This is a genomic window from Aliidiomarina iranensis, from assembly GCF_003987135.1.
GTDB lineage: Bacteria > Pseudomonadota > Gammaproteobacteria > Enterobacterales > Alteromonadaceae > Aliidiomarina > Aliidiomarina iranensis.
On record NZ_PIPJ01000002.1, the window covers coordinates 37,440 to 50,046 of the forward strand.

Annotated in this window: 9 protein-coding genes; all 9 read left to right on the plus strand. The window is 44.5% G+C overall.

Translation table 11 applies throughout. The features are described from left to right. The first annotated feature begins 113 nt into the window (after positions 1–113). The 9 genes from CWE08_RS03335 to CWE08_RS03375 all read left to right on the plus strand — a co-directional run bounded on the left by CWE08_RS03335 (position 114) and on the right by CWE08_RS03375 (position 12,546). Positions 114–1,469, plus strand: coding sequence for an MBL fold metallo-hydrolase (locus CWE08_RS03335; protein ID WP_126766518.1), 1,356 nt, complete (start codon positions 114–116; stop codon positions 1,467–1,469). A 24-nt stretch (positions 1,470–1,493) separates the two neighbouring features. Beyond that, positions 1,494–4,133, plus strand: a complete 2,640-nt coding sequence (locus CWE08_RS03340) for a sensor domain-containing phosphodiesterase (protein ID WP_126765631.1) — start codon at positions 1,494–1,496, stop codon at positions 4,131–4,133. Positions 4,134–4,230: 97 nt separating this feature from the next. Further along, positions 4,231–5,043 carry an alpha/beta fold hydrolase gene (locus CWE08_RS03345; RefSeq protein WP_126765633.1) on the plus strand — a complete coding sequence of 271 codons (813 nt, stop codon included), beginning with the start codon at positions 4,231–4,233 and terminating at the stop codon, positions 5,041–5,043. Positions 5,044–5,064: 21 nt separating this feature from the next. Further along, positions 5,065–6,024, plus strand: coding sequence for a GGDEF domain-containing protein (locus CWE08_RS03350; protein WP_126765635.1), 960 nt, complete (start codon positions 5,065–5,067; stop codon positions 6,022–6,024). After that, the gene (locus CWE08_RS03355; protein WP_126765637.1) at positions 6,021–7,844 is read left to right on the plus strand and encodes a putative bifunctional diguanylate cyclase/phosphodiesterase; all 1,824 of its coding nucleotides are present in this window, start codon (positions 6,021–6,023) and stop codon (positions 7,842–7,844) included. Before CWE08_RS03350 ends, CWE08_RS03355 begins: the two co-directional genes overlap by 4 nt. A gap of 116 nt (positions 7,845–7,960) precedes the next feature. Further along, complete coding sequence (locus CWE08_RS03360; RefSeq protein ID WP_157981219.1) at positions 7,961–8,977, plus strand: DUF3667 domain-containing protein; 1,017 nt, start codon at positions 7,961–7,963, stop codon at positions 8,975–8,977. Positions 8,978–9,006: 29 nt separating this feature from the next. Beyond that, positions 9,007–9,453 (plus strand): thioredoxin TrxC, encoded by a 447-nt coding sequence (gene trxC / locus CWE08_RS03365; protein WP_126765640.1) that lies wholly within the window; start codon positions 9,007–9,009, stop codon positions 9,451–9,453. 161 nt (positions 9,454–9,614) lie between these two features. Continuing rightward, positions 9,615–11,165, plus strand: a complete 1,551-nt coding sequence (locus CWE08_RS03370) for an AbgT family transporter (RefSeq protein ID WP_126765642.1) — start codon at positions 9,615–9,617, stop codon at positions 11,163–11,165. A gap of 97 nt (positions 11,166–11,262) precedes the next feature. Next, entirely contained in the window at positions 11,263–12,546 is a 1,284-nt protein-coding gene (locus CWE08_RS03375; RefSeq protein WP_126765644.1) for an acetyl-CoA hydrolase/transferase family protein, read from the plus strand. The last annotated feature ends 61 nt before the right edge of the window (positions 12,547–12,607 follow it).

The following is a 12,607-nucleotide window of genomic DNA, read 5'->3' on the forward strand; positions in this document are numbered from 1 at the left end:
GGCTTGTTGTGCGCGAATTTGCGTGCTTATTACAGTTATATTGTTCAAAAACAATATAAATCACTTGTTTAAGGCTATAGTGATCATACTAAGTTAAGCAAAAGGATAACGTGATGCGGGTTGTTTTTTTAGGTGGTACTGAAACGGTTACCGGTTCTAAATATTTAGTAGAAACGGATACTACTCGAATTCTGATTGATTGTGGTTTGTTCCAAGGCTACAAATGGTTGCGCCGGCGGAACTGGCAACCTTTACCCTTAGATATTGCCAACGTGGATGCCGTTGTGCTCACTCACGCTCATCTTGATCATTCCGGCTATGTACCGGTTCTCTATAAACATGGCTATCGCGGGCCCGTATACGCGCATCAGGCAACGGTTGATCTTTGCGCCGTGCTTTGGGCTGATTCTGGGCGTATCCAAGAGGAAGATGCCAAGTATCTCGGGAAACACAAGCTTAGCAAACACGAGAAACCCGAGCCTTTATATACTGAAGAAGAAGCGAACAAAGCCCACAAACTTTGCCGACCGGTAACATTTAAGAGCCGGTTCGAAATCGGTGATATTAGTATTGAATTAAACCCCGTGGGGCATATTTTAGGCGCCGCCAGTGTAGTTGTGGAGGCCGATGGCAAACGAATTGGTTTTTCCGGTGATGTTGGCCGCAGTAACGATTTGCTTATGCTGCCGCCGGATCCTATGCCTCCGGTAGATGTGTTGCTGTTGGAATCAACTTACGGTAATCGGCTGCACGAGAACACTGATGTAATGCAAGAAATGGCTGATGTTATAAACTCAACTGCGAAAGCGGGTGGGGTGCTGCTGATTCCTAGTTTTGCTGTGGGTAGAGCACAACTTATTCAACATTTGATTGTGAGCTTAATGGATAGTAAGCAAATTCCACGTTTACCCGTGTATCTCGATAGCCCAATGGCAATTCGCGTATCCGATATTTATCGTCGACATAATGAATATCACCGCCTTACTGCGGAACAGTGTGCACGCTCTGAGCAAGTAATCGAATATACTAAAAGTATTGAAGATTCTAAGGCTATTGGTGAACAGAAGGGGCCGCATATTATTATTGCTGGTTCCGGCATGGCAACAGGTGGGCGAATTTTGCATCACTTTAAACATTGGCTTGGCGATCATCGTAGCACAGTGTTATTTAGCGGATATCAAGCGGGCGGTACTCGGGGTGCGAAGATGACGCAAGGCGTGCAGCACATTAAGGTGCATGGAGAATGGTTGCCCATTAAAGCTCGAATCTGTTCCTTAGATGGCCTTTCTGCCCATGGTGATTATCAGGAACTGGCCAATTGGTTAAAGGTTTCAAAGCTAGCAAGTAATACGAATATCCAGCTCGTTCATGGCGAGCCGGATACGTTAGAAACTTTTCGTGATTTTCTTTCTGCAAATACTACCTATAACGTTGATATTCCGGATTATATGAGTATCTTAAAAGTTTAACGTAAGATTGTTCAGGCAATATAAATGCAAGAAAAAGTGCAACTCAGTATCTTACTCTCCGCCGTGATCGGTTTAGTAGTCGCTACCGCGTGGTTGTTTGTGCGTAATCGTAAGCAAAACATGCTGCTCGAAAATGAACAGGCTTTACTCGCGTTGGTAGCGCAAGACGCCTCACTAGTAAAAAAACTTAATACTGTGTGTAAGCTAATAGAGCAACAAATCGCAAGTTCACTGTGCACTGTGATGATTCGTGATTTTAAGGCCAATGTGTTGCGCGTAGTTGAAAATGAGAAGCTACCGATATCAATCATTGAACCCTTACGTGAATTAAACATCCGTGATGGTGTTGGTGCATGTGGTACGGCGGCCGCAACTGGAGAATCGGTTATTGTTGCCGACATGATGGTGGATGCGCGCTTCACTGATTTTATTGAGGTAATCGAAAAACATAACCTCCGGGCCTGCTGGAGTTTTCCGTTCTTTAATATTGATCAGGAAGTGGTCGGTACCTTCGCACTATACTTCGATAAGCGAAAGAACCCGAGTAATAGAGATTTGCGGTTAATTGAACAAACTCGAGATCTTGTGGGGCTTATTTATGCCCAGCACCTAGAAAAAAACAGAAGAATGGAGAGTGAAGAGCACTATCGTTCTTTACATACATACAACCCTGAAACCGTGTTTACGCTTGATGAAAATGGTAAATTTTTACAAATGAATGAGGCAGGGCTACGCCTTCTCGGCCTGAGTGAAACTGCGATCATCGGCCAACATTATTCCAAGGTAGTAAGAGCACAAGATCTTGAACGTACGCATGAGCATTTTGTTGCTGCTTTAAACGGCGAAGCACAACGCTACGAAATACAGATATTTAATCAAGCTGGTGAAACGCTTGATGTGGATATCACGAATATGCCCATTGTTGTGAGTGGTAAAATTACGGGTATTCATGGTATTGCCACGAATATTACGCAACGGTTGCGTGATCAAGGCCAACTTCAGATTTTGCAGCGCAGTGTGGAGGCCAGTGTAAACGGAATTGTAATCGCCGATGGGAGAAAGCCCGGCTACCCACTGGTGTATGTAAATCCTGCATTTCAGAAAATTACCGGCTACACAGCTTCTGAAATACTTGGAAAAACCTGCAAGGTTTTGCAAGGAGAGGGAAGTGATAAACGAGCGCTTGAGCAGATTAGAAATGGTTTAAAGAAAGAGCGTGATGTGCAAACTACTATTCGTAACTATCGTAAAGATGGTACCGCGTTTTGGAATGATTTATATCTGGCCCCCGTGCGTGATCAAAAGGGCGAGTTAACGCACTACATCGGTATTCAGAATGATGTTACCGCACGCAAAGAACAGGAAGAACAAGTGGCGTGGCACGCCACTCACGATCCGCTTACGCGGTTACCGAATCGTTCGCTGCTCGAAGATAGATTAGAACAAGCTTTTCGGTTTAGCCGGCGTTACCAACGCAATCTTGCAGTGATGTTTATCGATCTCGATGGTTTCAAACCTGTAAACGATTCAATGGGCCATAGTGTGGGCGATGCACTCTTGTGTGCGGTGGCAGAACGGATACAAAACACCATCCGAGATGGTGATACGCTTGCGCGGTTTGGCGGTGACGAATTTGTGGTGGTTTTACCAAATGCGGGCACGGAATCGGATATCAATGAAATTGCTGAGCGATTTTTATTTGAAATTGCTGAACCTTATAAGGTTGGAAACAAGGAACTTACGCTCACTGCGAGCATCGGTTTAGCTTTAAGTGATGAGGATTTGGATGATCCAAGGTTGCTTATTCAACGAGCCGACATGGCAATGTATAAAGCTAAACGCCGCGGTAATAATAACTTCGAATGGTTTACGCAAGATATTAACGATAAGGTTGAACGCCATGTTCTGATGCGCCATGAGATTCAAGAAGCGCTGAAATGTAAGCAGTTTTCATTAGTGTATCAACCCATCTTCGATCAAAACCAAAAGATTTGTAGTGTGGAAGCCCTGATTCGTTGGAATCATCCAGTGCAAGGGGTTATCTCTCCTTACGAATTTATCACCTTAGCTGAACACACTGGGCAGATAATTCCCATGGGGCGATGGGTTATTGAGCAAGTATGCCAAGACATGCTCCAGCTACAGGCTATGGATATCCCTACGGTGTCGGTTAATTTATCGCCCTTGCAGCTGAGTAGAAATCGCTTTGCTGATGATATCAAAGGATTGTTAGCAGAATACCAAATAGAAGCTCGGCAAATAGTTTTAGAGGTTACAGAAAATGTGCTTGTGAGCGATCTAACAAATGCTTCGAGCATTCTCAATGAGCTCCACAAACAAGGTTTTCGTATCGCCATTGATGATTTCGGTACCGGCTATTCAAGTTTAAGGTATCTGCAAGAGCTGCCAATTGATATCTTGAAAATTGACCGCAGTTTCGTTTGTGATGTTGGCGAAGGTAAAAAATACGAAGGCATCACCCGTGCTATGCTAGCTGTTGCCCAAGAGCTGCAGCTGCAGGTAGTGGCGGAAGGGGTAGAAACCGAAGAGCAACTTACGTTTTTAAAAACACAGGATTGTGAATTCTACCAAGGATATTTACTGGCGTTGCCAATGGCTATCGATGACTTAGCTAGGTTTTGTGAGCAAAAAATGCAAGCCTAACCAGTTAATGATTAGCTCTAGCCAACCGCATTAATTTCTCGCTATTCGCGCATGATTAGCTATGATGAAGAGCTAGCTATCGAATACTGGAGCATAAATGAGCCAACGAACTGACATCATAAAAAGAAACAATATCAGCGTGTTAGGTAGCGGTAGTGAAGTACTTTTGTTTGCCCATGGTTTTGGGTGTGATCAGCGGATTTGGGAACCGGCAATAGCTGCATTGCAAGGCGAGTATACCATTGTACTCTTTGATTATGTGGGGGCCGGCAAATCTGATAAATCTCATTTCATTGAGAGCCGCTACGCAAATATCCATGGTTATGCGCAGGATATTATAGAAGTCGTTGAAGCCCTACATCTAGAGGAATTCTCATACGTAGGGCACTCGATTAGTGGTGCTATTGGTTATTTAGTATCACTGGCCTTGCCAGAAAAAGTAAAAAAAGTTATCGCATTCAGCCCTTCTGCTTGCTACTTAAATGATCCTACAAATGATTACTATGGTGGCTTTGAAGAAGCGGATATTCAGCAATTGTTTGCGATGATGGAGCACAATTTTTATGAGTGGGCTGGTTTTCTGGCACCGAAAGCGATGAATCAAGATGATCGCCCGGAGCTGGCAGCGGATTTAGCCGCTAGTTTCAGGGCCACTGATCCAACTATATTAAAAAGCTTTGCTCGAGCAACCTTCCTGTGTGATATTCGAGAACGTTTGCCAGAGGTTAAAGTGCCTGTGGTGCTTTTCTATGGCACCGCTGATATGGTGGTTCCGGAGAGTGCTATCGAATTCCAAATCGAGCACTTAGAACATTGCAAAGCGATACAAATACCGGTTACCGGCCACTACCCGCATGTAAGTGAACCCAAACTGGTGGCTATGGAAATTGAAAAGGAATTAAATCGATAGAATCGATATAGGATAAACGTTATGAGCCAAAACGATGCGATCGTTGGTGACATTAATCAGTTACCTGCTGGCGTGCTATATATGGCGCCATCTGGGCTCATTTTGGATGTAAATTCCGAGCTAAATCGCTGGATTGCTCCCACTGGCATTCTGAAAGGCCAGCATATTTCCGATATTCTCTCTGGGGCTGCGCGCATTTTCTATCTTACTCACATACAGCCCGCGTTAGCCAATAAAGGCCACATTGAAGAAATGTTTCTGCATTTAAAATCAAAAGAGAATCAATTGATATCGGTGGTGTTGAATGCGGTGCGAACCGATTATTGCGATGTATTTGTGATGTTACCCATGGCGAAACGGCAGCAATTTGAACAGGAATTAATGGAAGCAAGAAAAGTGGCTGAAGCCGCGACGGCCAAATCGAAAGAAGCCTATGCGGAGCTTGCGCAACTACAGCAATTATTAACGGAAAAAAATCAAGAATTAGAAGCGCTGGCAAGTACAGATTCGCTCACTGGATTGCATAACCGGCGATATTTCCAGAACACTTTAGAGCGCGAGTTAGAAAATTTTAATACCAACGATGAACCGGTTTCGTTAGTGCTTATTGATATTGATCACTTCAAATCAATCAATGATAGCCATGGTCACGATATGGGTGATCAAACGCTGATTTCTATTAGTGAAAACTTATCTGAAAACATGCGGCATTGTGAGTATCTTGCTCGGATTGGTGGAGAAGAATTTGCTGTTGTGTTGCCACAGCAATCGGGTAAGCAGGCACTTAAATTCGCTGAACGCCTCAGAAAAGTGATTGCTGCGGGTCATTATCCAACCGGGAAGTTAACCATTAGCTTAGGTGTGGCAGAAGCAAGAAAAAACGAAAGTATTCAAGGCTTATATATGCGTGCTGATGCAGCTCTTTATAGTGCCAAGGGCGCAGGTCGAAACCGAGCAGTGTTAGATGAGAGTACGCAATGATAAGCGATTCAGATAAGAACGCGGTTTTTCGGGCGCTCGCCGATGTATTCACATTCAGCGAAGACACAGATTTTTTTGATATACTAAGCCAACGTCTAGCCGAAATCCTTTCTGTTCAACATGTTGTTATCTCGCGTGTTGATGGCGAAACTCAGATGGCGTATGCCCATTCATTTTTTTCGAATGGCCAGCATATTGCGGGCGTTGAGTATTCACTTTCTGGTACTCCATGTGAACAGGTTTCTTCACAAACCGCCTGCCATTACGTAACCAACGCAGCTCATGATTTTCCTGATGATCAAATGTTAGTTGATTTGCAGGTTGATAGCTACATGGGCTATCCGTTGCTAGATCGCCAAGGCGATAAGTATGGCTTAATCGCAATCATGGCGGATAAACCGTTTTTAGATGCAGATCTATGCTTGGAGGTATTACGAATTTCCGGCGCTCAAGTGGCTGCTGAGTTGCATCGGCGCAGTAACGAGAGCCGAATGCATGAACTGGCGTTTACCGACCCCGTTACAGGTATCGCAAATCGTACTGCGTTTATGCATCGCATCGATCGTGAGAAAAAACACGCCGATGAAAAAGGTGAAGGCTTATGTTTATTAGTGGTGAATATTCGCCGGTTTAAAGAAATAAACGATGCTCACAGTCATTACGTGGGTGATTTACTTTTGGCTGCTGTTGCCGAGCGATTATCAAACACATTGAGCGAGCAAGATTTTATTGCTCGTTTCAGTAGTGATGAATTTGGTATTTTAATGCCGTGCACGGCTGAAAATGAACTACCCGAAGCCATTGAGCGAGTGAAATTAGCATTTTCAGAACCCCTAGATACCGGTGAGCGATTATTTGGTGTTGAGGTTCGAATTGGTGCCGCGCATTATCCTTCCACCACCCCGGAAGTTAGCACATTATTGCAGCGGGCCAGTATTGCCCTAAATCACGCTCGGCATATTGCTTCCCATAGCCGAATTTATGATTCGTCCATGAGCCAACAGTTGCTCGATGAACAACAAATGTTGGAGCGTTTGAAACTAGCCATTAACGAAGAAAAGCTAAGTTTGTATTATCAACCACAATTTGATGTTCGTACCGGTAAACTATGCGGTGCGGAGGCGCTTTGTCGTTGGCATGACGAAGAATTAGGAAATGTTCCTCCCATGCAATTTATTCAACTGGCGGAAGAGCGCGGCTTGATTTATTCGTTGGGGAATTGGGTGGTGCGTGAAGCAATTACACAGTTGCAAGATTGGCTCACACACTATGATGGCTTTGCAGGCACATTGAGTGTGAATATTTCAGCATTGCAATTTGAAGACCCATACATGGCTAATTATTTGATTGAGAAAACCTCTGATTTGCCAAAAGGCGTGTTTGCTCTTGAATTAACCGAAAGTATTATGATGCAGAATCCGCAACATGGGATGAAGCAGCTACAACGCTTGCAGGATAGCGGGATTGGTATCGCTGTTGATGATTTTGGTACGGGCTATTCCTCGTTGTCTTATCTTACGCAGTTTCCAATTTCGGTATTGAAAATTGACCGTACTTTTATTCAAAAAATGTATCCTGGGAATCATCAACATGCGATTGTTACTACCATCATTGCTATGGCGGAGGCGCTAGGTTTAGATACTGTAGCTGAGGGTGTGGAAACACCTGAGCAAGAGGCTACGCTTAAGGCTCTTGGCTGTTTTTGTATGCAGGGTTTTTTACGTGGGAAACCTGTTCCTGCTAACGAGTTCGCAGAGCGTTGGTTGCAGCCAAAGTTAAGTGATAATGAATCACGGATAAATAATAAATTTCTGGAGTAAATGAATGTCGTTGTTGCCGGTTTTAATGCTCGTATTTATTCCTGTGGCTTTCATTGCCATTATCGCGGGATATTTAATTTGGTTCTTCCGTAATGAAGAGAAAAAGAAACGTTAGCATGAGTGAATCGGCGAACAACGCTCCTTGTGATGAGAATCCTTCCTCCTGTTTGAGCTGTGGTAATGCGTTAAAAGGCCCTTTTTGCCATCATTGTGGCCAAGAAGATACTCACTACGTGCGCGGAATAGGTAGTTTAATTACCGAATTTTTCGGTGAAATGGGTAATTGGGATGGCCGCGTATGGCGTACGCTTATTCCACTTTTTTTACGCCCAGCATTCCTTTCGAATGAGTATGTGCGCGGCCGAAGGGTTCCCTATGTTCCGCCACTACGCTTGTATCTATTTATTTCCATCGTTGCTTTTATTTTCTTTTCGCAACTGGGTAGTGGCCTAGCTATCAATGGCAACGCTGGAACGCCGCAAGAGATAGCTGAGGCAACTAATGCCGATACTAATATTTTGCCTGAGCTCGCAGCAAAACAAGAGGATCAGAGGGAAATTAGCGGCTATTCAGAAGAGCAAGATCTCACTTCATTCAAACAATCTTCGGAAGAATACACAAATAATGAAGCTGTATTCCTTTGGCTTTTAAGTGATGAGCAAAACGCTGAACTCAATGAAAAGCTAAAAGTATTGGTAGAGCGGCCAAAAATACTTGTAGATAAGTTTTTTACGGTGGCTCCGCAAATGATGTTGATCATGCTACCCATCTTCGCTTTCTTTTTGAAAGTTTTGTATCTCGGCAGCAAGCGTTATTATATCGAGCATGTGGTGCTAGCCTTACACACGCACGCGTTCATGCTTATCACATTATTGATTATTCTCGGTGTGAACCTGATTCATTCATTGTTAATAGAAAATAATGTGAGCGGTTGGTTAACCTCGCCATTTTCGTTTCTCTTAAAAGGGCTGTGGTTTTGGTTGCCTGTGTACTTGTTTATGGCGCAAAAACGCTTCTATCGGCAATCGTTTTTCGTAACTTTTATCAAGTTTAATTTAACTGCGCTCTTTTACCTGTTCCTTTTAACTGTAGCCATAGCATTTGGGGTAATTTGGAGTATCTGGAGCGCATAGGCTAATAAATAGAAGAGGTTTGAAAGAAAATGAGTGATTCAGTTCTGGTGGCTTGCCCGGTATGTAACCAGCGTAATAAATTTGGCCGAGCGCGGTTATCAAATCACCCCCATTGCGGTGCATGTAAAGAAAAATTAATTACCGGTGTGCCGTTTGATTTAACGTTGAATAACCTAAAAGCCCATATGAGCAGCGATATGCCCGTAGTTGTTGATTTTTGGGCTCCGTGGTGTGGCCCATGCAAGCAGTTTGGCCCTATTTTTGAAATGGTTGCGGCACCTTTTGCTGAGCGCGCTCGGTTTGTAAAAGCTAATACCCAAAATGAAACTGTTTTGGGCCAGCGTTACAATATTCGCAGTATTCCTACTGTTGCTATTTTCCATCATGACCAGGAGTTAGCTCGTGTTTCTGGCGCCATGCCGCCCCAGCAATTACACAAATGGTTAGAAGAAGAATTAACTAAAGTGGGTTGGTAGCATTCTTTGGCACTTTTTACGCCTGCATGGCGGATATTGCTTGCGTGGGGGTGCTTATTCGCATGGCCGGCAATTGTCCATTTGAGTGTGCTTGTACCCATGCGCAAATTATTTTAGGATTCGGTATCCTTTAACCCTTCCAGCATTAAAAAGAGGCTGCTGTGAGTAATTCTTCTGAAACCAATCCTACCGGCTTTATCGCCTTTATTGAACGCGTAGGGAAGCGCATTCCCGATCCAGTAATTATTTTTATTTACTTTCTTGTTGGCGCGCTCATTCTCACAGCCCTGATTGGTGGTTTAACCTTTGAAACCTACGGTGCCGGTGGCGCTCCAGTAGTGCATGAAATTCGCAATATGCTGGCGCGAGAAAATGTAGTTTGGCTATTCGATAACGCCTTGCTCGCGAATTGGCTGGGATTTGGCGGTGGCGTTCTCGGTGTTATTTTGATTGTGATGCTAGGGGTTGGTATTGCGGAACATTCAGGATTATTTGCTGCGGTTTTGAAGAAAGTGAGCCGCGGGTTACCGGTAAAGTTCTTACCATTATTCTTGGTTTTCATTGGCATTATGAGCTCCATAGCTACTGATGCGGGCTACCTTATATTAATACCCTTAGCCGGCTTGCTTTACGCCGGTTTGGGGAAAAACCCTTTAATTGGCATGGCAGCCGCTTTTGCCGGGGTTTCTGCTGGCTTTAGTGCCAATTTAATTCCGGCAACGCCCATTGATGTCATTATCGGTGAAAATGCGCGAATTTTCGCAGAAGCCCAAGGCATTCCTTTTGTTAACGCAGCCGGTGAAACGCTTACACCAGCCACCATGCACTATTACTTTATTTTGGTTTCCACCTTTGTGCTAGCAATAGTGGGCGCTTGGGTAACTCTTAAATTTGTTGGACCGCGCCTAGAACAAAAAGAGTTTACGATACCGGAAGAATTACGCATTTCCGATTTTGATGTAACTCCGGAAGAAAAACGTGGGCTGCGAGCTTCGGGTATCGCACTACTTGCCGCATTGGCGGCCGTATATGGCTTGGCGGTTGGGCCTTTGGCTCCGTACACCAACGAAGCTGGTGTGGAAGTAACGCCATTTTTAAACAACATTATTCTCCTAATTACCTTTGTGTTCGCAGCGATTGGTATTGCTTTTGGCGTGGCGAGCGGCAAATTTAAATCTATGATGGATGTAGTAAAGGCCATGGTGAAGCAGATGGATACAATGGGTTATATATTGGTGCTCACTTTCTTCTGTTATAACTTTTTGGGAGTACTGAGCTACAGTGGTTTGGGCGCCTATATTACGTTTTTAGGCGCAAACGCGCTCACGGGTATGGGGTTACAAAGTTTCCCGGTATTGCTGCTGATTGGCTTTGTGATCGTAACTGCGATTATCAATTTATTTGTGGGCGGATTAACTTCGAAATGGATGCTACTCGGGCCAATATTTATTCCCATGCTTTACATGGTGAACCCAGCCATGACACCCGATTTGGTTGCTGCTGCTTTCCGCGTAGCCGATTCTGCTACGAATATTATCACTCCCATGATGAGTTACGCCGGTATTATTCTGGCTTTTATGCGCAAATATAATCCGCAGCTTACATTCGGCGAGATGATCGCCATGATGCTGCCATATTCGATTGCTTTCATGTTGGTTTGGATTGCGTTGTTGGTAGGATTCTTTAGTTTTGGAATTCCGTTAGGATTTTGATATGCAGATATCTAAATAAATCCCTGTAGCCAGCCCCTACAAAATTTGAGCTATCGCTGAAAAGCAGACACGAAACATTAATAACAAGGAGCTGGCTATGCGCGTGAATACCGCTAAAGAAGCTGTAAGTATTGTCAAGAACAATGATGTGATTTGGTGCCAATCAATGGCAGCAACACCCTTTCTGTTGCTAAATGCCCTTGCTGAGGTGGCCTTTGAACGGAAAAATCTAACGCTTTTGCAATTACACACCGAACGCAGTGGGGCGCTTTGTAACCCTGATTTACAGGGCCATCTGCGGCAACGTGCATTCTTTGTTGGTGCGGCAACACGTTCAGCGGTAAATCATGGGCTCGCTGATTATGTTCCTATGTTTTTATCCGAGATCCCAAAGCTCTTTCGCTCGAAAGAGCAACCGTTAGATGCCGTGTTAGTGCAGGTATCGCCTCCCGATGCACATGGCTATTGTAGCTTAGGAATTTCTGTAGAAGCGACTCGGGCTGCATTGCAAATGGCGGATAAAGTAATTGCATGGATAAACCCCAAAATGCCGCGCACTCACGGTGATTCATTCGTGCATCTAAGCCGTTTTAGCCGCTACTTTGAGGCTAGTGCTGAATTGCCCCAGCACAAACAACCTGAACAAGATGCAGTTACCCAACAGATCGGTCGGAATGTGGCGAGCTTAATTGGTGATGGTGATTGTTTGCAAATGGGTATCGGCGGTATTCCGGATGCTACGTTAGCCTGTTTGGGCGATCGAAAAGATTTAGGTATTCACACTGAAATGTTCTCCGATGGCATTTTGCCCTTAGTGCGATCGGGTGTGATTAACAATTCACGTAAGCGCAAGCACCGAGGGCGAATAGTAACCACCTTCGCCATGGGCAGCCAAGCGCTCTACGATTTTGTTGATGATAATCCCGAAGTTGCGTTTTTAGACGTTGAATACACTAACGACACCTCAGTTATTCGCCAAAATAAACAAGTGATGGCGATCAATAGTGCATTACAAGTAGATTTGAGTGGCCAGGTATGTGCTGATTCTCTCGGCACTTCGATTTACTCCGGGGTTGGTGGGCAGATGGATTTTGTTCGTGGGGCGAGCTTATCCGAGGGCGGGCGCTCGGTCATTGCATTGCCCGCAACCGCAAAAGGGGGCCGTGTTTCTCGCATTAGTTCCATGCTTAGCCCCGGAGCGGGTGTAGTAACTACTCGAGCGCATGTGCATTATATTGTTACTGAGTATGGTGTAGCCAACTTGCGTGGGCGAAGTATGAATGAGAGAGCCGGGGAGTTAATTAAGGTAGCGGCGCCAGAATTTCAGGAACCCTTAGCTCGAGAAGCGCGTGATCAATGGGGATTGAAACTAAAAGTTTAATATAAAAATATGTAAAGCGCCTGTTGCAAACAAGAATGATTTTCATTAAGATCCCAATCCA